The sequence below is a fragment of the Pseudonocardia sp. EC080619-01 genome, assembly GCF_001420995.1.
In the GTDB taxonomy this organism is placed as follows: Bacteria; Actinomycetota; Actinomycetes; order Mycobacteriales; family Pseudonocardiaceae; genus Pseudonocardia.
Map to the genome: position 1 here is coordinate 495,379 of NZ_CP012184.1, position 21,996 is coordinate 517,374.

At 74.3% G+C, this 21,996-nt stretch carries 19 protein-coding genes; 8 read left to right on the top strand and 11 right to left on the bottom strand.

Going from position 1 to position 21,996, the window contains the following annotated elements; genetic code table 11:
• Nucleotides 1–62: 62 nt before the first annotated feature.
• A complete protein-coding gene (locus AD017_RS02295) occupies nucleotides 63–1,286 on the bottom strand; it encodes an IS110 family transposase (protein ID WP_060572134.1) in 1,224 nt (407 codons plus the stop codon).
• 224 nt (nucleotides 1,287–1,510) lie between these two features.
• Here AD017_RS02295 and AD017_RS02300 point away from each other — a divergent pair, with 224 nt between their 5' ends.
• A complete protein-coding gene (locus AD017_RS02300) occupies nucleotides 1,511–1,981 on the top strand; it encodes a nitroreductase family deazaflavin-dependent oxidoreductase (RefSeq protein WP_227012639.1) in 471 nt (156 codons plus the stop codon).
• Here the strand turns inward: AD017_RS02300 and hemG are convergent.
• Nucleotides 1,978–3,441 carry a protoporphyrinogen oxidase gene (gene hemG / locus AD017_RS02305; RefSeq protein WP_060572578.1) on the bottom strand — a complete coding sequence of 488 codons (1,464 nt, stop codon included), beginning with the start codon at nucleotides 3,439–3,441 and terminating at the stop codon, nucleotides 1,978–1,980. The genes AD017_RS02300 and hemG overlap by 4 nt on opposite strands.
• A complete protein-coding gene (gene hemE, locus AD017_RS02310) occupies nucleotides 3,438–4,508 on the bottom strand; it encodes a uroporphyrinogen decarboxylase (protein WP_060572580.1) in 1,071 nt (356 codons plus the stop codon). Before hemE ends, hemG begins: the two co-directional genes overlap by 4 nt.
• A gap of 94 nt (nucleotides 4,509–4,602) precedes the next feature.
• Between hemE and AD017_RS02315 the strand changes: the two genes are divergently transcribed.
• The 3 genes from AD017_RS02315 to AD017_RS02325 all read left to right on the top strand — a co-directional run bounded on the left by AD017_RS02315 (nucleotide 4,603) and on the right by AD017_RS02325 (nucleotide 7,443).
• Complete coding sequence (locus tag AD017_RS02315; protein WP_010233725.1) at nucleotides 4,603–5,208, top strand: DUF3000 domain-containing protein; 606 nt, start codon at nucleotides 4,603–4,605, stop codon at nucleotides 5,206–5,208.
• 310 nt (nucleotides 5,209–5,518) lie between these two features.
• Nucleotides 5,519–6,187 carry a response regulator transcription factor gene (locus tag AD017_RS02320; RefSeq protein ID WP_010233729.1) on the top strand — a complete coding sequence of 223 codons (669 nt, stop codon included), beginning with the start codon at nucleotides 5,519–5,521 and terminating at the stop codon, nucleotides 6,185–6,187.
• Between the two features lie 83 nt (nucleotides 6,188–6,270).
• Nucleotides 6,271–7,443, top strand: coding sequence for a ribonuclease D (locus tag AD017_RS02325; RefSeq protein ID WP_227012887.1), 1,173 nt, complete (start codon nucleotides 6,271–6,273; stop codon nucleotides 7,441–7,443).
• A gap of 24 nt (nucleotides 7,444–7,467) precedes the next feature.
• Here AD017_RS02325 and AD017_RS02330 read toward each other — a convergent pair whose 3' ends face one another.
• The 4 genes from AD017_RS02330 to AD017_RS34300 all read right to left on the bottom strand — a co-directional run bounded on the left by AD017_RS02330 (nucleotide 7,468) and on the right by AD017_RS34300 (nucleotide 11,747).
• Nucleotides 7,468–8,631, bottom strand: coding sequence for a cell wall metabolism sensor histidine kinase WalK (locus AD017_RS02330; protein ID WP_060572584.1), 1,164 nt, complete (start codon nucleotides 8,629–8,631; stop codon nucleotides 7,468–7,470).
• A 3-nt stretch (nucleotides 8,632–8,634) separates the two neighbouring features.
• Nucleotides 8,635–9,333, bottom strand: a complete 699-nt coding sequence (locus AD017_RS02335) for a response regulator transcription factor (RefSeq protein WP_033199544.1) — start codon at nucleotides 9,331–9,333, stop codon at nucleotides 8,635–8,637.
• Nucleotides 9,333–11,264, bottom strand: a complete 1,932-nt coding sequence (dxs, locus tag AD017_RS02340; RefSeq protein ID WP_010230071.1) for a 1-deoxy-D-xylulose-5-phosphate synthase — start codon at nucleotides 11,262–11,264, stop codon at nucleotides 9,333–9,335. Before dxs ends, AD017_RS02335 begins: the two co-directional genes overlap by 1 nt.
• Before the next feature lie 276 nt (nucleotides 11,265–11,540).
• Nucleotides 11,541–11,747: a hypothetical protein gene (locus AD017_RS34300; RefSeq protein WP_145982632.1), complete on the bottom strand. Its 207-nt coding sequence runs from the start codon at nucleotides 11,745–11,747 to the stop codon at nucleotides 11,541–11,543.
• Nucleotides 11,748–11,920: 173 nt separating this feature from the next.
• Here AD017_RS34300 and AD017_RS02345 point away from each other — a divergent pair, with 173 nt between their 5' ends.
• Nucleotides 11,921–13,285 (top strand): diguanylate cyclase, encoded by a 1,365-nt coding sequence (locus AD017_RS02345; RefSeq protein WP_060572586.1) that lies wholly within the window; start codon nucleotides 11,921–11,923, stop codon nucleotides 13,283–13,285.
• An 88-nt stretch (nucleotides 13,286–13,373) separates the two neighbouring features.
• On the opposite strand, the gene AD017_RS02350 is transcribed toward AD017_RS02345, so the two are convergent.
• From AD017_RS02350 to AD017_RS02360, 3 genes are all read right to left on the bottom strand, one after another.
• The gene (locus tag AD017_RS02350; protein WP_145982633.1) at nucleotides 13,374–14,696 is read right to left on the bottom strand and encodes a GGDEF domain-containing protein; all 1,323 of its coding nucleotides are present in this window, start codon (nucleotides 14,694–14,696) and stop codon (nucleotides 13,374–13,376) included.
• 466 nt (nucleotides 14,697–15,162) lie between these two features.
• Nucleotides 15,163–15,759, bottom strand: coding sequence for a histidine phosphatase family protein (locus AD017_RS02355; RefSeq protein ID WP_060572589.1), 597 nt, complete (start codon nucleotides 15,757–15,759; stop codon nucleotides 15,163–15,165).
• A 1-nt stretch (nucleotide 15,760) separates the two neighbouring features.
• On the bottom strand, nucleotides 15,761–16,186 hold the full coding sequence (locus AD017_RS02360) for an HIT family protein (RefSeq protein WP_010230081.1): 426 nt from the start codon (nucleotides 16,184–16,186) through the stop codon (nucleotides 15,761–15,763).
• Nucleotides 16,187–16,243: 57 nt separating this feature from the next.
• Between AD017_RS02360 and AD017_RS02365 the strand changes: the two genes are divergently transcribed.
• The 3 genes from AD017_RS02365 to treY all read left to right on the top strand — a co-directional run bounded on the left by AD017_RS02365 (nucleotide 16,244) and on the right by treY (nucleotide 21,427).
• On the top strand, nucleotides 16,244–16,711 hold the full coding sequence (locus AD017_RS02365) for a PPOX class F420-dependent oxidoreductase (RefSeq protein ID WP_010230083.1): 468 nt from the start codon (nucleotides 16,244–16,246) through the stop codon (nucleotides 16,709–16,711).
• A gap of 163 nt (nucleotides 16,712–16,874) precedes the next feature.
• The gene (gene glgX / locus AD017_RS02370) at nucleotides 16,875–19,049 is read left to right on the top strand and encodes a glycogen debranching protein GlgX (RefSeq protein WP_060572591.1); all 2,175 of its coding nucleotides are present in this window, start codon (nucleotides 16,875–16,877) and stop codon (nucleotides 19,047–19,049) included.
• An 11-nt stretch (nucleotides 19,050–19,060) separates the two neighbouring features.
• Nucleotides 19,061–21,427, top strand: coding sequence for a malto-oligosyltrehalose synthase (gene treY / locus AD017_RS02375; RefSeq protein WP_060572593.1), 2,367 nt, complete (start codon nucleotides 19,061–19,063; stop codon nucleotides 21,425–21,427).
• Between the two features lie 6 nt (nucleotides 21,428–21,433).
• Here the strand turns inward: treY and AD017_RS02380 are convergent, their stop codons facing one another.
• Nucleotides 21,434–21,901 carry a DUF5709 domain-containing protein gene (locus tag AD017_RS02380; protein WP_060576191.1) on the bottom strand — a complete coding sequence of 156 codons (468 nt, stop codon included), beginning with the start codon at nucleotides 21,899–21,901 and terminating at the stop codon, nucleotides 21,434–21,436.
• Nucleotides 21,902–21,996 lie beyond the last annotated feature (95 nt).

Consider the following 21,996-nt stretch of genomic DNA (forward strand, 5'->3'; position numbering starts at 1 on the left):
GCCGACGGTAAGGGGCCCCTCACCGGTGCGGGGTCCGGACGGAAGGAATCCGAATGACCGTGTCAAGCCGCGATAGCGGGTTGTGGTGCGGTGATGGTGAACATCCTCCGGTCACGCAGCAGGGCCCACAGGACGTCGACCAGGCGTCTGGCCAAGGCGAGCAGAGCCTGGGTATGAAGCATTCTTTCGCTGCGTTTGCGCTGGTAGAAGGCCCGGGACGGGCCATTGACCTTGAGGCTGGACAGTGCGGCCATGTAGAACACTCGCCGCAGGCGGCGGTTGTAGCGTCGTGGGCGACGCAGGTTCCCGCTGATCCGGCCGGAGTCCTGGGGCACCGGGACGAGTCCGGCGTAGGAGGCCAGCCGCCCTGGAGAGGTGAATCCGCCCAGTTCAGGGCCGACACCGCCGTGGGTGGCGGTGAGGAACTCCGCGCCCAGGATGGGTCCGAGACCGGGCAGCGACTCGATGATCGCCGCGTCCGGGTGGGAGCGGAACACGGTGGTGATCAGCTTGTCGGTGTCCTTGATCTCCCGGTCGAGTTCCAGCAGTCGTCGGGCCAGGCCGGCAACAAGGATCGCGGTCCGCGTCTCGCTGGGCAGTGCCACGGTCTGGGCGTGGGCGACCTCGACCGCGGTGGCGGCCATCGCAGCAATACCCGGTGCCCACGCCCGATGGGCACGCAGGTACTCGATCACCCCTGCCTCGCCGGCGTCCCGGAGGGCCTGGGGTGTCTGGAACCCGGTGACCAGCACCAGAGCGCTGCGGGTGGAATAGTCGAATGCCGCCTCGAGACCGGGAAAGATCGACCCGAGCAGGTCACGCAGCCGGTTGACCCCGCGCACCCAGTCGGCCATCAGGTCCTCGCGATGGGCCACGAGCCGGGCCAGTTCGGCAGTGGTCTCATCAGTGGCGGTGACCGTGGTGAGGTCGGCGCCGCGCATGCGGGCGGTCTCGGCGATGACCTTCGCGTCACGGGCGTCGGTCTTGGCCTCGCCCCGGAACACGCCGCTCATCCGGTCGACGACCCGACCGGGGACATAGACCACCTGCTGGTCGGCCGCGGTGAGGACCACCTGCAGCAGCGCCGCATAGCTGCAGGTCAGGTCGATGGCCCACCGCACGTCCTGGGCCGCTTCCGCAGCGCGGGCCAGCAACGCCTCGATCGCGGCCTGGTCGTTGCTGACCTTGCGGGAGAACACCACCTTGCCGTCGGTATCGATCGCGCACGCATGGTGCGTCCTCTTCCCGACGTCGATCCCGATCCAGATCACTGGCCGTTGCGCCACGCGCAGGCTCCTGTCGTTGCAGGTCACGCCCGTGGACAACCCGCCATCAGGTCCCTAATCAGCGACGGTCCGCACAGATCCGAATCAGTGGCCAGGCCTGTCCAGCACGACGGGGCGGCCATTCCTTCCGAGCCACCGAAGCGACAACACCTCATCAGCCACACCCCGTCGTCCCGGGCATCCGGGGCACCAACCCCGAACACCTACGACCTTAGGGAGACCTCGTGAACGAACCGATCGGGCTGCGGATCCTGCGACGGCGGATGCTCGTCCGAGCGCCGATCGCCCTCTACCGGCTCGGTCTCGGGTTCCTGTTCGGGCGCCGGATGCTGCTGCTCGAGCACGCCGGCCGGCGCACCGGCCGGGTCCGCCGCGCCGTGCTCGAGGTCACCGACCGCCCCGGACCGGGCCGCTACGTGGTCGTGTCCGGGTTCGGGGACCGCGCCCAGTGGTTCCGCAACGTCACCGCGGAACCGTGGGTCCGGATCTCGGTCGGGACGCGCCGGTCCGCGCCCGCGACGGCACACCGCGTTCCGCGGGACCGGGCCGCGGCGCTGTTCGCCGACTACCCGCGCCGCCACCCGCGGGCCTGGGCCCGGCTCGAGCCGACCGTGCGGGCCGCCTGCGGGCTCGGCCCGGGAGAGCCGCTCGCGCCGCACGTGCCGGTCGTCGAGCTCGTGCTCGACCCCCGCTAGGACGCAGCCGGCACGACCCGGGCCAGGCGCTCCGCCGCGGCCCGCGCCGTCCCGACGCACGCGGGGACGCCGACGCCGTGCAGCATCGCGCCCGCGACCGCCAGGCCGGGCTCGGCCGCCACGGCCGCCTCGAGGCCCGCCACGAGCTCCCCGTGCCCGACGCCGTACTGCGGCAACCCGCCACCCCAGCGCTGCACGTGCACCGCGACCGGCTCGGCGCCGATCCCGTCGAGCTCGCGCAGGTCGGCCCGGGTCCGGGCGACGAGCTCGGCGTCGTCGACCTGCAGGCCCGCCTCCTCGCCGAACCGCCCGATCGACGCGCGGACCCGGACCAGGCCGTCCTCGCCGAGGTGGGCCCACTTCGTCGACGCGTGCGTCACGCCCTTGAGCGACAGCGGCTCGTCCGCCGCGACCAGGCACCCCGAGGTCCCCGGCATCCCGGCGACGTCCGCGGCCCGGTAGGCCAGCGCCACGACCGCCGACGACGCCAGCCCGATCCGGGCCGCCGCCCCGGCAGCGGCCGGGACGACCGGTTCCAGCAGCCGGCGCGCGGCCGGCGCGGGGACGGCGAGGACGACGGCGTCGACGTCGAGCGCCTCCGGCTGCCCGACGGGCCCGAGCACGAGCCGCCACCCTCCGGTGCGGCGCTCCAGCGCGCGCACGGTCGTCCCGGTCCGGACGGTGGCCGCCGACGCGACCGCCAGAGCCGCGACCACCTCGCGGTAGCCGCCTCGGACGGCCCCGAACACCGGCCCCGCCGCGACGGGCTGCGGCGCGGCCGACGCGGCGCCGGTCCCCCCGGAAGGCCCGGCCGCGAGGGTGCCCGCCCGCTGCCCGCTCGCCGCCATCCCGGCACTCGCCGCGTCGGTCAGCGACGCCGCACCGTCGTCGAGCGCACCGGCCAGCGCGGGCACGGTCGCCCGCAGCCCGAGCGTGTCGACCCGGCCCGCGTAGACCCCGCCGAGCAGCGGGTCCGCGATCCGGTCGACGACCTCCGGGCCGAACCGCTCCCGCAGCAGCCCGCCCAGCGCCACGTCGGTGCCCGGATCCCAGGCCAGCGGCCGCGACGGCTCGGCCGCCACCGCCGCCCGGCCCGCGTCGGACAGCACGCCGTCGAGCACCGCGTCGCGGCCCGGGACGCCCATGAGCGTCCCGCGCGGCAGCCCCACGGTCCGCCCGCCGGCGCGGATGGTGGCGGTCGCGGAGGTCGGGTGGGCCAGGGCCCCGGACAGGCCGAGCTCGCCGAGCAGGGCCGGCATCTCGGGGCGCCGGACGAGGAACGCCTCGGCACCGACGTCGAAGGGCGCGCCCGCGAGGTCGACGGTGCGCAGCACCCCGCCGAGCCGGTCGCGCTGCTCCAGAACCGTGATCCCGGCGTCCGGGCCGAGCAGGGTCCGCAACCGGTGCGCCGCGGCGAGCCCGGAGATCCCGCCGCCGACGACGGCGACGCGGGGGCTCATCCGGCCGGCTGGGAGTGGATCGTCTCGACGGTCCGGGTGACGACGTCCGGGTCGGTCTGCGGCAGCACGCCGTGCCCCAGGTTGAACACGTGCCCCGGGCAGCGGGCGCCCTCGGCGGCGATGCGGGCGACGTCGGCGTCGATCGCGTCCTGGCCGGCGAACAGCACGGCCGGGTCGAGGTTGCCCTGCACCGGCACCGCTCCCCCGGCCCGCGCCGCGGCGACGTCGAGCGGGGTGCGCCAGTCGACGCCGATGACGTCCGCCCCGGCCTCGGTCATCGCCCCGTACAGCTCGGCGGTGCCGACCCCGAAGTGGATCCGCGGGAGTCCGGACCCGGCGAGCGCGGACAGCACCGCGGACGAGTGCGGCAGCACGAACTCGCGGTAGTCGCGCTCGGAGAGCGCCCCGGCCCAGGAGTCGAACAGCTGCACCGCGTCGACGCCGGCCGCGACCTGTCGCTGCAGGAAGGCTCCGGTCAGCCGGGCCAGCTTCGCCATGAGGGCGTGCCAGACCTCCGGCTCGGAGCGCATCAGGGCCTTGGTCTTCTCGTGGTTGCGGCTCGGCCCGCCCTCGATCAGGTAGGACGCGAGGGTGAAGGGCGCCCCGGCGAACCCGATGAGCGGGGTCTCCCCCAGCTCGGGCAGCAGCAGGGAGATCGCGTCGCCGACCGCGTCGGCCTGCTCGGGCGCGAGCTCGGGCAGCGCCTCGACGGCGGCCGCGGTGCGCACCGGGTGGTCGACGACGGGGCCGGTGCCGGGGACGATGTCGACGCCGACTCCCGCCAGGTACAGCGGCACCACGATGTCGGAGAACAGGATCGCGGCGTCGACCCCGTGCCTGCGGACCGGCTGCAGGGTGATCTCGCAGGTCAGATCCGGGGTCAGGCAGGCTTCCAGCATCCCGTTGTGCTGCCGCAGCGCCCGGTACTCGGGCAGCGACCGGCCAGCCTGGCGCATGAACCACACCGGCAGCCGGGACGGGCGGCGGCCGCGCACCGCGTCGAGGAACGGGGACCCGGCCAGGTCGCGGCGGGCCGTGGTCGCGGGGGTGGCGGTGCCTGCAGTCATGACCCCGACATCGTCGCACGGGGCCCGGACCGCCGCGCAGCCGCCCGGCGCGCCTGCCAGGCACGACGGCCCGCGCGGCCTAGAGTTCCCCGCCGTGCCGGACCCGAACTCCCCACCTCCGCTGTTCCGCCGGGCCGTGAGTGCGCTGGCCTCGGTGGCGCCGCGCCCGGAGCTCGTGGTGCGCAAGCTGGAGGCCCCGCCCCGGCTGGCGCCGTTCAGCTGGGCGACGAGCGTCGAGGCCGACATCGGCCACCGCGGCGACGGCACCGACGACCTGGACGAGCCCGACACGTCGGGCCGGCTGATCCTGCTGCACGACCCGGAGGGCCAGGACCGCTGGCAGGGCACCTTCCGGCTGGTCTGCTTCGTCCAGGCCCGCCTGGAGCCCGGCCAGCTCGGCGACGACATGCTGCCGCGCATCGGATGGTCCTGGCTGACCGACGCCCTCGATCACGCGGGCGCGGACTTCACCGCGCTGGGCGGGACGGTGACCCAGACCTCGTCGGTCCGGTTCGGTGGCCTCCAGGCGGACGGCGAGGAGCCACCACGGGAGGACGACGTCGAGCTGCGTGCCTCCTGGACGCCTACGGAGAGCGACGCCGACTTCGCCCGACACGCCGCGGCGTTCGGTTCCCTGGTCGCGACCGCCGCCGGACTGCCTCCGGTCGGGGCAGTACCGTTGACCCGATCACCCGGCTGATAACCGCAGGTCAGCGGCGTCCTGACGAAAAAGATCACCCGAAAGAGTGGGCCCACGCCCACAGCCATGTAACTTTCCGGGCCAGAAGTTCGAATGCACACGCGACGTTAGGCCGCATGGAGGGATACCATCTCCCGCATGGCACCCACCCGGGCGGCCGAGCGCCACTCTCCGTCCCTCGGGTTCCGGTGTTGGTCGGGGGCTGACGGCCGACTCCAGGAAGGTTGACGACGTGGCTGTACTTGGCCAGCAAGTGCCGGCGCAGAGCTCCGGCAGCACCACCTCAGGTGGCGCTCCGATCGGTGGAGCAGTGCTCTCGCCGGGGATCGTCCCACAGCCGCGGGAGGAGCTGTTCACGGTTCTCGTCGTGGACGACCACCCGCTGCTCCGCGAGGCGATCGCCGGGCGGCTCCGCTCCATGGGCGCGGGCACCGTGCACGAGGCCGCGTCGGTGACCGAGGCGCGCGCCCGGGCACACGCCGCGGGTCCGTGCGACCTCGCGATCCTCGATCTGACCCTGCCGGACGGCAGCGGCCTGGACCTGGTCAGCGAGCTCCGCTCGCTGGGCTGGAACAGGCTCGTCGTCCTGGCCTCCTCCGACGACCCGTACGCGGTCCGCTCGGCCTTCCAGGCCGGCGCGCAGGCGTACCTGCTCAAGTCGGCGTCGCCCTCGGTCGTGACCGACGGCGTGAAGCGGGTGCTCGACGGCGGCGTCTACGCCGACCCGACGGTCGCCCCGCTGCTGGCCACCGGTTCCCGCGTGCCGGGCACCGACAACACCCCGCGCGAGCTCTCCGCCCGCGAGGTCGAGGTGTTGCAGCTGGTCGCCGACGGGCAGTCGAACAAGGAGATCGGTGAGGCGCTGAACCTCTCGGCGCTGACGGTGAAGAGCCACCTGTCCCGGATCGGGCGCAAGCTCGGCACCGGCGACCGCGCCCAGATGGTGGCGCTGGCCATGCGTGCGGGGGTCATTCGCTGAACCAGGGTGCGCGGACGACAGGCGGTACGGACTTCCGGCCGCCCGGCGATCCGTCCCCGGACGGTTCACCCGATCCGGTACCGCTGCTGCGTCCGGCCGACGGTCTGCCGCCGGTCACGGCGACGGCCGAGGCCCTCGCGGGGGTCGCCGAGGCGTTCGCCGCGGGCACCGGACCGGTCGCGGTGGACGCCGAGCGCGCGTCCGGCTTCCGCTACTCGCAGCGCGCCTACCTGGTGCAGCTGCGACGGGCGGGGGCCGGTTCGGCGCTGGTGGACCCGATCCCCCTGCGCGGCGAGCTCGGGCCGCTCGCCGCGGCGCTCGGCGGCCCCGAGTGGGTGCTGCACGCGGCGTCCCAGGACCTGCCGTGCCTGGGTGAGCTGGACCTGCGTCCGGCCTCGCTCTTCGACACCGAGCTCGCCGGGCGCCTGGCCGGGCTCCCGCGGGTCGGGCTCGGCCCGATGGTGGAGAACCTCCTCGGCCTCTCCCTGGAGAAGGGGCACGGCGCCGCCGACTGGTCCCGGCGTCCCCTCCCCGAGGACTGGCTGGTCTACGCCGCGCTCGACGTCGAGGTCCTCATCGAGCTGCGCGACGTGCTGACCGGGCTGCTCGACGAGCAGGGCAAGCTGGAGTGGGCCCGCCAGGAGTTCGAGGCCGTGCGGACCGCGCCACCGCCCGCCCCGCGCGCCGAGCCGTGGCGCCGCACCTCCGGCATCCACAAGGTCCGCAGGCCCCGCCCGCTGGCCGCGGTGCGCGAGCTGTGGCAGGCCCGCGACTCGCTGGCCGCCGAGCGCGACATCGCCCCGGGCCGGGTGCTGCCCGACGCGGCCATCGTCGACGCGGCCGTCCGGAACCCGGAGTCGGCGCAGACGCTGGCCGGGCTGCCGGTCTTCCGCGGACGCTCGCAGCGCCGGCTGGCCGGCTACTGGTTCGACGCGCTCCGCCGGGCCGCCGACCTCCCCGACGCCGAGTTGCCGCGCGGCTCGGCCACCACCGACGGGCCCCCTCCGGTGGCCCGCTGGGCCGACCGGGACCCGGACGCGGCCGCGCGCCTCACCGCCGCACGGGCGGCGCTCGCCGGGGTCTCCGAGCAGCACGACGTCCCGGTGGAGAACCTGTTGCAGCCCGACCTGCTGCGCCGGCTGTGCTGGACCCCGCCGTCCGGCGGCGACGTCCGCGGCGCGCTGGCGGCGGGCGGTGCCCGACCGTGGCAGGTCGAGCTGCTCGCCCCCCTGCTGGAGCCGGTGCTGGGCGCCTGAGGGCCGGCGTCCCGGGACCGGCGGTCAGCGTGCGGGTGCGGGATCGGTCCGCGGCTCCCGGCCCGCCCCGGTCGCCGCCGGGAGCACGACGTGGACCGCCAGGCCCCCGCCGGGGACGGCCTCGGCATCGACCCGGCCGCCGTGCGCCGTCGCCACGGCCCGCACGATCGACAGCCCCAGCCCGGACCCCCGGGTGTGCGCGGTGCGCGCCACCGGGCCGCGCCGGAACGGCTCGAACAGCTCCGCGACCTGCTCGGCCGGCAGCTCCGGACCGGACGACCGCACCCGGAGGTCCGCTCCCCCGTCCGCCGCGTCCCCGCACCCGACCTCGATCCAGCCGGCGTCACGGTTGTGCCGGACGGCGTTCTCGAGCAGGTTGGCCACCAGGCGCCGCAGCAGGACCTCGTCCCCGTCGACGACGACCGGGCACGCGTCGGTCCGGACCGACAACGCCCGCGCGACGGCGGCCGGGGCGATCGCGTCGAGTTCCACGGCGAGGACGGCGGCCAGGTCCACCGCGGCGCGGTCGGACCCGCTCAGCGGGCCGGTGGCCTCGGTCCGGGCGAGCAGCAGGAGCCCGGCGACGAGCTCGTCGCAGCGGCGCCCGGCGTCGCGGACGACCTCGGCCATCCGGCGCAGCTCCGTCGCGTCGGCGTCGGGGTCCTGCAACGTCACGTCGATCTCGGTGCGCAGCACGGCGAGCGGGGTCCGCAGTTCGTGCCCGGCGTTCGCGACGAACCGCCGCTGGGCGTCGAACGCGGCCTGCAGCCGGTCGAGCATCGCGTCGAACGCGGCGGTCAGCTCCGCGACCTCGCCGCGCGCCGACTCCAGCGCGACGCGCTCGTCGAGCGAGCTCGCGGACAGCCGCGACGCGGTGTCCACCACCCGGTGCAGCGGGTCCAGCACCCGCCCGACCAGCACCCACGCACACACCGCGCCGGCCACGACGACCAGCGGGAACGCAACCAGACCGGCGCGCAGCACGTCGTCGCGGGCGGCGGCGGCGATCGCGTCCCGGGCGGTCTCGGCGGGCACCGGCACCCCGTTCACGACGACCGTGCCGGGCAGCGCGGGCGTCCCCGCCACGGCCGCCCCGACCAGCATCCACCCCAGCCACAGCAGCACCGCCGCCACCACCGCGACCAGCACGGTGGCCAGCAGCGTCAGGCGCGGCCGGAGGCGCTGCACGGGTCAGCCCGCCGCGGTCCCGGCGCCGGGTGGGGCGTCGGTCGCGCTGGGGACCCGGTACCCGGCGCCGACGACGGTGTCGATCAGCGCCGGCTCACCGAGCTTCTTGCGCAGCGTCATCACGGTGACCCGCACGGTCGTGGTGAAGGGATCGGCGTTCTCGTCCCACACCCGCTCGAGGAGTTCCTCGGACGAGACGACGGCACCGCCCGCGGCGAGCAGCACCTCCAGCACGCCGAACTCCTTGCGGGTCAGCTCCACCGGGCGTCCGGAGCGGCCGACCGTCCGCCGCGCCGGGTCCAGCACCAGGTCCCCCGCGGCGAGCGTGGGGGGCACGGCGGGGGTGGCCCGGCGGCCGAGTGCCCGCACCCGGGCGACGAGCTCGGGGAAGTCGAACGGCTTGGCGAGGTAGTCGTCGGCCCCGCGGGACAGGCCCTCGACCTTGTCGGCGAGCGTGCCGGACGCGGTCAGCATCAGCACCCGGGTCAGGCCGCCGGCGGCGACCAGCTCGTCGCACAGCTCGTCCCCGCTGCGGCCCGGCAGGTCGCGGTCGAGCACGGCGACGTCGTAGCGGGTCACCGACAGCTTCTCGGAGCCCTCGTCCCCGTCGTAGGCGACGTCGACGGCGATCCCGTCCCGTCGCAGGCCGCGCGCGACCGCGTCGGCCATGGCCGGCTCGTCCTCGACGACGATGACCCGCATCAGCCCGTGCGCTCCGGGTCCAGCCGGGGCAGGGCCGGCACGGCGGCCGCGGCCCACTCGGTGATCCGGCGGGCCACGTCCTGCTCGGTCAGCCCGACCGCGGCGAGCACGTCGTCGCGGCTGCCGTGCTCGAGGTACTCCTGGGGCAGCGCGAGGTCGCGCTGCCGGACGTCGATGTCGGCACCGCGCAGCGCGTCGGACAGCGCCGAGCCGAACCCGCCGTGCGTGCCGCAGTCCGACACCGTGACGACGAGCTGGTGGTCGGCGGCCAGGGTCAGCAGCTCCCGGGGCACCGGCAGCACCCACCGCGGATCGACGACGGTCACGTCGACCCCCTGGTCGGCCAGCCGCTTCGCCGCCGCCACGCCGAGCTTCCCGAACCCGCCCACGCACACGACGAGCACCTGGGCGCGCCCGTCGGCGGGCTCGTGCAGTACGTCGACGCCGGCCGGCCCGTCGAGGCGGCGCACCGCGGGCACCGAGGCGACGACCGACCCCTTGGGATAGCGCAGGGCGGTCGGCCCGTCGGACACCGCGACGGCCTCGCGGAACTCCTCGCGCAGGGTCGGCTCGTCGCGGGGGGCCGCGACCCGCATCCCGGGCACGATGCCGAGGATCGACAGGTCCCACATGCCGTTGTGGGACGGCCCGTCGCTGCCGGTCACGCCGGAGCGGTCCAGCATCAGGGTCAGCCGCTCGCGGTGCAGGCCGACGTCCATCATCAGCTGGTCGAAGCCGCGGTTGAGGAACGTCGAGTAGAGCGCGACGACGGGGTGCATCCCGGCCCGCGACAGGCCGGCCGCGGTCGTGAGCGCGTGCTGCTCGGCGATCCCGACGTCGATCAGCCGGTCCGGGTAGGCGGCCCCGAACGGCGCCAGCCCGGTGGGACCGAGCATCGCCGCGGTGATCGCGACGACGTCGGTGCGCCGGGCACCGAGCTCGACGACCTCCTCGGAGAACACGTCGGTCCAGCCGGTCGACGGCGCGCCGGTCGGCGCACCGGTCTCCGGGTCGAACGCCGACGGGCTGTGCATCTGCTCGGCCTCGTCGTTCTCGGCGGGCGGGTAGCCGTTGCCCTTGCGGGTCACGGCGTGCACGATCACCGGCCCGCCGAACCGCTTCGCCCGGCGCAGCGCCGACTCGACCTGGGCGATGTCGTGCCCGTCGACCGGGCCGAAGTACTTGAGCCCCAGGTCGGAGAACAGCTCCTGCGGGCTGAGCGCGTCCTTCACGCCCGCCTTGAACGCGTGCAGGCCCGCGTAGAGCGCGGGCCCGACGACCGGGGTCCCGCGGACGGTGCGCTTGCCGGCCTCGAGGATCCGCTCGTAGCCGGGCTGCAGCCGCAGCGACGCCAGGCGGTCGGCGAGCCCGCCGATCGTCGGCGAGTACGACCGGCCGTTGTCGTTGACGACGATGACGACGTTGCGGTCCTCGCCCGCGGCGATGTTGTTCAGCGCCTCCCAGGCCATGCCGCCGGTCAGGGCGCCGTCACCGACGACGGCCACGACGTGCCGGTCCCGCCCGGTCAGCGCGTTCGCCCGGGCGATCCCGTCGGCCCAGGACAGCGACGACGAGGCGTGCGAGGACTCCACGTGGTCGTGCTCGGACTCGGCACGGCTCGGGTACCCGGACAGCCCGCCGGTCTTCTTCAGCCGCTCCCAGCCGTCCTGACGGCCGGTGAGGAGCTTGTGCACGTACGCCTGGTGCCCGGTGTCCCAGATCAGCGCGTCCTGCGGCGAGTCGAAGACCCGGTGCAGGGCGAGCGTCAGCTCGACCACGCCCAGGTTCGGCCCCAGGTGACCACCGGTGCGCGACACCGCCCTGATCAGGAAGCCGCGGATCTCGGCCGCCAGCGAGGCGAGCTCGTCCGGCCCGAGCCCGCGCAGGTCGGCCGGTCGCCGGATCGCGGCCAGCCCCGGGTTCGTCGTCACGTGGTGCCTCCTCGCCGCCGGGCACCCCGCTCGCGGGCGACTCACCGCCGTGGCGGCCCGGCATCGACTCTTCGCGTCCACTCTACGGACGGGTAGCCGAGCCGACCCGGCGGTGCACCAGGAGTCGCGGCCGACCCCGTCGTCCTGACGGGGTCCGCTCCGCGCCCGCGGGACGAATCGTTCACTCACCAACCCCAGTTACGCATCTGCGACACACCTCCCGACGATCTTCACGACACCTTCTCCAATTCATTCCGGCGGCATCCGCCGGTACGTTCACCAACCCCAGTTGCGCACGATCGATCCCCTTTCCGATACCGCCTGGTCCTGCACGTCCATCCGGTGACCCGCATTGCCGATCATGAAATCGGTGACGTGGACGCCGTTGCCCCGCGGACGGTCCGGACCCTTTTCCGCGGAGAGCGGGAAAAGAATCGCCCGGCCGCGCCGGGAAAACAATCCGGGCAGCACCATTGCGTACACAACTACATGATGGGCGCGAGATCATGATCACCGAACGTAACCGGTCTGCTCGTTCGAGCAGCACGGACGTCGAGTGAGGGCCGCGCCGATCACGCACCGCGACCGATGCCGGTTAGGATCAGGGCGGGCCGCCCGGCACCGGGGTGGCGCCGAGCCGGACCGGGAGGGAGCGCATGCCGTCGTCCCCCGTCCCGCTGCACCGGATCTCCCGGTGGCCGGTGTGGTCGATCCCACCGCGGCTGCTCGGCGCCGTGCTGGCCGTCGAGCTGCTCGCGCTGGCACTGGTCGTCGCCGGCGCGACGAACCCGCCGCAGATCGACCGGGGCACGCTGGTACTGCTGGTCACCCTGACGGTCGCCGGGGTGGCACACACCGAGATCGTCTCCGGGGTCGAGCGGGTACGCCGCTACACGGCCGAGACCCACCACGTGAACCTGACGTCGGTGTGGACGTTCGCCTCGGCGCTGCTGCTCCCGCCGGTGCTCGGCGCGCTCGTGGTGGTCGTCGTCTACACCCACCTCTACGTGCGGGTGCTGCGGCCGGTACCGCCGCCCGACCGCCGCCCGGTGTTCCGGGAGGTCTACAACGCCGCGACCGTCATCCTCTCCGTGCACGCGGCGGCCGGGATGCTCGCCGCCACCCGCCCCGGCGAGCTGTACGGGACGGTCCCCGGCACGGTCGCGCTGGTGCTCACGCTGCTCACCTACACCGTGGTGAACACCTGCCTGGTGCTCGGCGTGGTCGCGATGGCGACCCCCGACACGCGGATCTCACAGATCCTCTTCGGCGGCGACGAGCTCACCCTCGAGCTCGCGACGCTGTGCCTCGGCGCGCTCACCGCAGGCGCTCTGGCCACCACGAGCCCCCTGGTCGCCCTGCTCGCGGTGCCGCCGATCCTCGCCCTGCACCGGACCATCCTGGTCCGCCAGCTCCGCGAGAAGGCCGACCTGGACGCCAAGACCGGCCTGCTCAACCACGCCGCCTGGCACCTGCGCGGGTCACAGGCGCTGCAGATCGCCGAGCAGGAACGGCGCCAGGCCGCCCTGCTGATCCTCGATCTCGACCACTTCAAGGAGATCAACGACACGCACGGCCACCTCTACGGCGACCAGGTGCTGGCCGCCGTGGCCCGGGTGCTGCAGGAGGAGCTGCGCGACCACGACCTGGTGGGCCGCTTCGGGGGCGAGGAGTTCGTCGTGCTGCTGCCCCGGCTCTCCGGCCACGACGGGCAGGGCGAGCTGCGCCAGATCGCCGAGCGGGTGCGCGGGCGGATCTCCGGGACCCGCCGCGACGACGACCCGGCCGCCCGTCCGGTGGCGGACCTGCCCGCCGGGCGCGCGGACGGGGCCCCCGGCGGCCCGGCGGGCATCGGGATCACGGTGTCGATCGGCGGCGCGGTGTTCCCCGGCGACGGCGGCGGGCTCACCGCCTTGCTGGAGGTCGCCGACTCGGCCCTCTACGCCGCCAAGCGGGCCGGCCGGGACACGGTCCGGATCGGCAGGCACCCGTTCCCGGCCACCGAACCCGAGCGAGCCTGACCGACCCGCTCGGCTCCCACCGGTCGGGCACCCGTTCCCCGCCACGAAACCCGAGCGAGCCCGACGGGCGCGCCCCGGCCGGGCCGGGTCAGACCTCGCTGGCCGGGCCGGTCGCGGCCCGCCCGAGCCGCACCCGGTTGCGGCCGGCGCGCTTGGCGGCGTAGAGCGCGTGGTCGGCGACCTGCAGGAGCTCGTCGAGGGTGTCGCCGTCCAGCCCGGCGACCGACACCCCGACCGAGACCGACAGGTCGGTGATCGTCAGAGGCCCGCCCGGGGCCTCGACGTCGACGGCGAGGCCACGCACCGTGTGCCGGATCCGCTCGGCCGCGACGTGTGCCAGATCGCGGCCCTCCGTCCCGGGCGGCAGCTCGGCCAGCAGCACGACGAACTCCTCGCCCCCGAACCGGCCCACCGGGTCGACGTCGCGCACCTGGTCGGTCAGCGTCGCGGCGACGGCGGAGAGGACCTCGTCGCCTGCCAGATGGCCGTAGCCGTCGTTGACGGACTTGAAGTGGTCGAGATCGAGGACGAGCACGGCCACCGCGCGCCGCTGCCGCCGGGAGCGGGCGATCGCCCGGTGCGACCGGCCCCGCCAGGCGGCGGCCGTGAGCAGGCCGGTCTTGGCGTCGGTGTTCGCCCGCTCCTCGAGCTGGCGGATCAGCACCGCGCGGTGCAGCACCAGCAGCGGGGGCAGGACGAGCAGGACCAGCAGCGGCTGGCGCAGCGCGGCGAGGGAGGCCAGCACGGCCAGGCACAGCGTCGCGCCCTCCAGGACGTGGTCGTCGCCGTCGCCGAGCACCCCGCGCCAGGCGAACCGGCGGCCGGTGGTCAGCGAGAGGGCCAGCGCGACGAGCGCCTGGTTGACCAGCATGTACGTGACCATGGCGAGGAGCAGCACGCCGTACGCGGCGGGACCGCTGCCCTCCCCCGCGCCGGCGGCACCCGTCAGCCGCTCCGGCGACACGACGGCGCCGGCGGCACAGGCCGCGAGCACCACCGTCGCCGTGGTGTAGACGTGCCGGTGCAGCGCGGCGCCCGCCGGGTACCAGACCCGCCACCACAGGTGGGCGTAGATGCCGATCACGACGACGCCGGCCAGCGGCGGGGGCAGCAGCAGCGCGCCGGCGAAGGTCCACACGCTCGACAGGTCGAAGTACGAGGCGTGCGCCACCCGGCGACGGACCCGCTCGATCCCGGTGGCGAGCTCGGTGTGCAGGACGCCGAGCGCGACCAGGCCCAGCGCCCCCAGCGCGGCGTACCCGGTGGAGGCGTCCGCCGGGAGCATCGCGAGACCGCCCACGACCAGGGCGGCCGCGGAGAGCTCGACGACGACGAGCACCACGAGCATCGACCGGGGCAGGTCCCACACCGGCCGGCGACGGCCTCCGTGCCGGGGGCCGGTCGCCGTCACGCACCCTCCCCTAATGGTGCAATCCAGTCCGGGACGTTCCGGACAGATCGGGCGGGCCCCACCATCTGGATCACCCGAACGGGTACTCTGACGTCGCAGATATTGCTCAGAGTCACACCGGCATCCGAACCGGTGACAGGAGGTGTCGTCATGCGCAACCGCGGCTGGTGACCCCACCACGACCGGCCGGTACGGCGAGGACCGACGGCGGGCCCGGCACCGGGGCCGCGCCCGGGCGCCACGTACCCCCTGCCGGTCACGTCCATCCCGGTGCGGGTCCCTTCGACGGTCGGTGGCGGACCGGCGGGGACGCACCTCCCGGCGCACCGGGCGGGTGCGCCCGAGGGTCCGCGGACCGCCGGAGTTCTCGTCGAGACTATGTATACGTCCGACGTTCGTCAGGCCCCGGCGGGCCCGTACCGGCGGACGGCGCCCCGGCGGCGGCGAACGGCCGACGTGCGGCCCGTCACAGCAGGTCGGACACGTGCGCGATCTCGTTCACCGTCCAGGGCTTGCGCATTCCGTCCCGCGCACAGACCACCCGGCTCACACCCGTGTAGTCGAGCGGGAACGGCAATGTCCGGTCCACACCCAGGATCGCCGCCAGGTACGCGTTCAGCACGCCGGCGTGGGCGACGACGACGGCGGTCGACCGTCCCGGGTGGGCGGCGACGATCCCCTCCACGCACCGGTGCACCCGCTCGGTGAAGGCCGCCGCGTCGACGTGCTCGGGCAGGTACCCGGCGCGCATCCGTTCCCAGGCGGCCGGATCGGCCTGCGCCATCTGCCCGATCGGCACGTACTCGGACCGTTCCGCGTCGTACTCGCGCAGGTCGGCGTGGGTGACGGGCTCCAGACCGCGCTCGGTGGCCAGGGGCGCCGCCGTCTGGACGGCCCGGCGCATGGTGCTCGTGTGGAGCGCGTCCACCCGCTCCCCCGCCAGCGCCCGCACCAGACGTTCCGCCTGGGCGTGCCCGTCGGCCGTCAGGCCGGGGTCGGCGTGCGAGCCGTCGGCGTGCTCGACCCGCTCGGGCAGGGCGTGCCGGACGAGGACCAGCTGCACGTCAGGCGGGGACGTGGTCGGCGTGACCCGCGCCGCGCAGCGCCGTCCGCAGCGCCTCGGCGTGCCCGTCCTGCTCGGCGGCGTCGACCTCGGCGGCGGCGTTGGCGAAGTCGAAGGCGCGCATGTCCCAGGCGGGGAAGACGTGCACGTGCAGGTGCGGGACCTCGAACCCGGCGACCAGCAGCCCGACCCGCGGCGGCGCCCAGATCTCCCGCACGGCGATCCCGACCGTGCGGGCGACCTCCGTCAGGTGCGCGGTCAGCCCGGCGTCGGCGTCGACCCACTGGTCGATCTCGGCCCGCGGCACGACCAGGGTGTGCCCCGGCCCGAGCGGGTTGATCGAGAGGAACCCGACGCACCGGTCGTCGGACCAGACGAAGCGGCCGGGGATCTCACCGTCGATGATCTTCGTGAAGACGCTGCTCACGACGACCGACCCTAGGGCATCCCAGCGGGACGGGCGGTCCGGCCATACCCTGGCCGCATGCCCCGCACCATCGCCACGAACGACCGCGTCGACCGCGACGAGCTGCTGGACTTCGTCCGGCCGCGGCACCACATGATCCTCATGACCACCCGGTCCGACGGCGGCGTCCAGGCCTCCCCCGTCACCGGTGGCGTCGACGACGAGGGCCGCATCGTGATCTCGACCTACCCGGAGCGGGCGAAGTCCACCAACGTCGCACGGCACGGCCGGGCCTCGGTCGTCGTGCTCTCCGAGAAGTTCGACGGGGCCTGGGTGCAGGTCGACGGCGACGCCGAGCTGATCACCCTGCCCGACGCGCTGGAGCCGCTCGTCGACTACTTCCGCGCGATCTCCGGGGAGCACCCCGACTGGGACGAGTACCGGCAGGCCATGAGCGACCAGGGCAAGGCGCTGGTCCGGATCACCCCGACCCGCTGGAGCCCGGTCGCGACCGGCGGTTTCCCCGCCCGGTTCGCCGACTCCTGAGCAGGTCCTGGGAGGATCGGCGGCTCCGCGCCCGCACCGCCGGGCCCGGTGAGCACCGACCTGCTCCGCGCCCCGTCCGCGGAGCGAACGGCAACGGCGCCGGCCCCCGATAGGTTGAGCGCGCACACGGCCGGTGGCCGGGTCGCGAGGAGAGGACCGTGAGATGCAGCCCTGGCCCGGGCACGCCTACCCGCTGGGTGCCAGCTACGACGGCACCGGCACCAACTTCGCGCTGTTCTCCGAGGCGGCCGAGTCGGTCGAGCTGTGCCTGTTCGACCCCGACGGCAGCGGCGCCGACGCGCCCGGCGGGCTCACCGAGACCCGGGTGAGGCTCACCGAGGTCGACGGCTTCGTCTGGCACGGCTACCTGCCCGGCATCGAGCCCGGGCAGCGCTACGGCTACCGGGTGGACGGCCCGTACGACCCGGCACAGGGGCTGCGCTGCAACCCGAACAAGCTGCTCATCGACCCCTACGCCAAGGCCGTCGACGGTCCGGTGGACTGGGACGAGGCCGTGTTCGGCTACAACTTCGGCGACCCCGACTCGCGCAACGACACCGACTCGGCGCCGCACGTGCCGAAGTCGGTGGTGGTGAACCCGTTCTTCGACTGGGGCTCGGACCGGCCGCCGAAGATCCCCTACAACGAGACCGTCGTCTACGAGGCGCACGTCCGCGGGCTCACCACGCTGCACCCGGACGTCGAGGAGGACCTGCGCGGCACCTACTCCGGCGTCGCGCACCCCGCGATGATCGAGCACTACAAGCAGCTCGGCGTCACCGCCGTCGAGCTGATGCCGGTGCACGAGTTCGTGCAGGACCACCACCTCACCGAGAAGGGCCTGTCGAACTACTGGGGCTACAACACGATCGGCTTCCTGGCCCCGCACCACGCCTACGCCTCCGGCTCCGCGCGGGCCGGCTCGCAGGTCCCGGAGTTCAAGGCGATGGTCCGCGAGCTGCACGACGCGGGCATCGAGGTGATCCTCGACGTCGTCTACAACCACACCGCCGAGGGCTCCGACATGGGACCGACGCTGTCGATGCGCGGGATCGACAACCACGCCTACTACCGGCTGGTCGACGACGACGCCCGCTACTACATGGACTACACCGGCACCGGCAACTCGCTGAACGTCCGGAACCCGCACACCCTGCAGCTGATCATGGACTCGCTGCGGTACTGGGTCACCGAGATGCACGTCGACGGCTTCCGCTTCGACCTCGCCTCGACCCTCGCCCGGGAGTTCTACGACGTCGACCGGCTGTCCACGTTCTTCGACCTCGTCCAGCAGGACCCGGTGATCTCCCAGGTCAAGCTCATCGCCGAGCCGTGGGACGTCGGCCCCGGCGGCTACCAGGTCGGCAACTTCCCCCCGCTGTGGACCGAGTGGAACGGCAAGTACCGCGACACCGTCCGCGACTTCTGGCGCGGCGAGGCAGGCACCCTGGGCGAGTTCGCGTCCCGGATCACCGGCAGCTCCGACCTCTACCAGGGCGACGGCCGCCGCCCCTACGCCTCGATCAACTTCGTGACCGCGCACGACGGGTTCACCCTCGCCGACCTGGTCTCCTACAACGAGAAGCACAACGAGGCCAACGGCGAGGACGGCAACGACGGCGAGAGCCACAACCGGTCCTGGAACTGCGGCGTCGAGGGCCCCACCGACGACGAGGCGGTGCTCGAGCTGCGAGCCCGCCAGCAGCGCAACTTCCTGGCCACCCTGCTCCTCTCGCAGGGCACGCCGATGCTGCTGCACGGCGACGAGCTCGGCCGCACCCAGGGCGGCAACAACAACGTCTACTGCCAGGACAACGAGATCGCCTGGCAGGACTGGGAGCTCTCCGGCAAGCACCACGACCTGGTCACCTTCACCGCGGGCGTCACGGCCCTGCGGCACGCGCACCCGGTGTTCCGGCGGCGCCGGTTCTTCGCGGGCAGGCCCATCGGCCGCCGCCGGCGCGACGCGGTGTCCGACATCGGCTGGTTCACCCCGGCCGGCCGGGAGATGACCGAGGACGACTGGGACAACGAGCTCGGCCGGGCCGTCGTCGTGTTCCTCAACGGCGAGGGCATCGCCGACGTCGACCAGCGCGGCCAGCGCATCACCGACGACTCGTTCCTGCTCTGTTTCAACTCCTACTGGGAGGACATCGACGCCACCCTCCCGCCGTCCGAGTTCGGATCGGCCTGGGAGGTCGTCGTCGACACGCACTCGGGCGAGGTGCACCCGCCGTCGGCCGCCGGCCAGAACGGCGTCGACCTCGACCCGGTCTCCGCGGGCTCGGTGCTCACCCTGCCCGCACGTTCCCTGCTCGTCCTGCGATCGAAGGGCTGAGGCGCACCCGCATGAGCCGCCTTCCGGGTTCCACCTACCGGCTGCAGTTCTCGAAGGACCGGACGTTCGCCGACGCGCGGGCGCTCACCGGCTACCTCGACCGGCTCGGGATCGGGGCGCTCTACGCCTCCCCGCTGCTCGAGTCGGGGACCGGGTCGAACCACGGCTACGACGTCGTCGACCCGTCCCGGATCTCCGCGGAGCGCGGCGGCGAGGCCGGTCTGCGCGCCCTGCTCGGCACGCTGCGCGAGCACGGGCTGACCCTGCTGCTCGACATCGTGCCGAACCACGTCGGCGTCGCGCGGCCCGCGGAGAACCCGTGGTGGTGGGACGTGCTGACGCACGGGCAGTCGTCGCGGTGGGCGCACCACTTCGACGTCGACTGGGGCGCAGGCCGGATCCTGCTCCCGGTGCTCGACGCCGACGAGGCCGGCGCGCTGGAGAACCTCACCGTCACCGACGGCGAGCTGCGTTACCACGAGCACCGCTTCCCGGTCGCCCCCGGCACCGGGGACGGCACCGCGCAGGAGGTGCACGACCGCCAGCACTACCGGCTCGTGTCCTGGCGGCGCGGGGCGGCGGAGCTGACCTACCGGCGGTTCTTCGACGTCTCCGACCTGGCCGCGGTGCGCGTCGAGGACCCCGAGGTGTTCGCCGACGCCCACCGGACGGTCCTGGAGCTGCTGCGCGGCGACGACACGATCGTCGGGCTGCGCGTCGACCACCCGGACGGCCTGGCCGATCCCGGCGGGTACGTGCGCCGGCTGCGCGCCGAGATCGGGCCCTGGAAGTGGCTGCTGGTCGAGAAGATCCTCGCCGTCGGCGAGGACCTCCCCGCCTCGTGGCCGGTCGACGGCACCAGCGGTTACGAGGCGCTGCGCGAGATCTGCGGGGTGTTCGTCGATCCCGACGGCGCCGGGCTCCTGACCCAGTTCGCCGCCGAGCACACCGGTGCGAAGCCGGCCGCGCACGCCGTGGAGGACGACGGCAGGCACCTCGTCGTGGACCGGATCCTCGTCGCGGAGGTCCACCGGATCGCCGACGCGTTCCGGGCCGGACCGGGCGCGGACGCCGCGGCCACCGGCGTCGACCTCACCGCGGTCACCGCCGAGGACCTGCACGACGCGGTCGCCGAGTTCCTCTGCGGATTCCCGGTCTACCGCTCCTACCTGACCCCGGCGATCGCCGAGGGGCGCGCCGCCGCCGACACCGCCGTGTCGGTCGCCCGCACCCGGCGCCCCGACCTGGCCGCGGTGGTCACCGCCCTGCACGCCGGCCTGGTCGCCGACCCCGGCTCGGAGTACGCGACCCGGCTCCAGCAGACCTCCGGCATGGTCACCGCCAAGGGTGTCGAGGACACCGCGTTCTACCGGTACAACCGCTTCGTCGCGCTCAACGAGGTCGGCGGCGACCCGGCCCGGTTCGGGGTGTCCCCCACCGAGTTCCACGCCGGCCTCACCCACCGCGAGGCGGGCCGGTCGCGCACGATGACCACACTGTCCACGCACGACACCAAGCGCTCGGAGGACGTGCGGGCGCGGCTCGCGGTCCTCGCCGAGCGCCCGGGCGACTGGACCGCGCAGGTCCGCAGGTGGTCGGTGCGCCACCCGCTGCCGGACCGCTCACTGGAGCTCCTCGCCTGGCAGTCGCTGGTCGGGGCGTGGCCGATCCCGGCCGAGCGGCTGGCGTCGTACCTGGGCAAGGCCTCGAAGGAGGCCAAGCTCGTCACCTCGCACACCGACGCGGTGCCCGAGGTCGACGAGCGGATCGCCGCCTGGGCGGGCGAGGTGCTCGCCGACGCCGAGCTGGTCGCCGAGATCGAGGCGTTCGTCTCCGGGATCGCCGGCCCGGGCTGGTCGAACTCGCTGGGCCAGAAGCTGCTGCAGATGGCCGGGCCGGGCGTGCCCGACGTCTACCAGGGCACCGAGCTGTTCGAGTACTCGCTGGTCGACCCGGACAACCGGCGGCCCGTCGACTTCGGGGTCCGCGAACGCCTGCTGGAGCGGATCGACGGCGGCTGGCAGCCCCCGGTCGACGCCTCCGGCGCGGCGAAGCTGCTGGTGACGTCGGCGGCGGCGCGGCTGCGGCGGTTCCGGCCGGAGCTGTTCTCCGGCTACGGGCCCCTCGACGCGCAGGGCACCGCGGCGTCGCACGCGGTCGCGTTCTCCCGCGGCGGCGGGGCGCTGGTCGCCGTCGCCACCCGCCTGCCGGAGGGCCTGGCCCGCCGCGGCGGGTGGGGCGACACGACGCTGCCGCTGCCCGGCGGGTTCGACGACTGGCACGACATGATCGCGAACAAGCCGGTGGACGGCCCGGCACCGGCGCTCGCCGGGCTGCTGGACCGCTACCCCGTGGCGCTGCTGGTCCGCCCCGCCTGAGGCGGGCTACTCCTCGTCGTCGACGAGGTGGACGGCGGCCTCCTCCGCCGACGCCCCCGCCCCGTCGATCCCGGCGTCACCGGCGACGAGCTGCTGTTCGCCGCCGTCGCTGCCGTCGAACGACGCGTCGTCGACGGTCAGCCGGCCTGCCCGGCGATCGCCGACCTCGCCGTCCCGGAGTTCGCCGTCGGTCCCGGTGGTGTCGCCGAGGTCCTCCCCCGTGGCGTCGTCGGTGTCGCGGTCGGTGTCGCGGTCGGTGTCGTCCTCGAGGGCCGGGTCGGTGGCGTTCCACGGGTCCGGTTCCTCGTCGGCGAGACGCTCGTCGAGCGACTCGTGGTCGCGGGAGTTCCACGGCCGTTCCGGCGGCGAGTAGCCCTCGTCCAGCACGTCGGTGACACCGCCGTACTCCAGGGTGTCGTCGGGTTGCAGCTGGGCGTACTGGTCGGTGTCGTCACCGCTGTCCGGGTCGGCCATCGAGGCAGCGTAGCGCCGGGTGAGCGGCGCCACCCCCGCCCGCCCGCGCGGGACCCCCACCGGGTGCGGAAGGATCGACGCCCGTGACGGTGTTC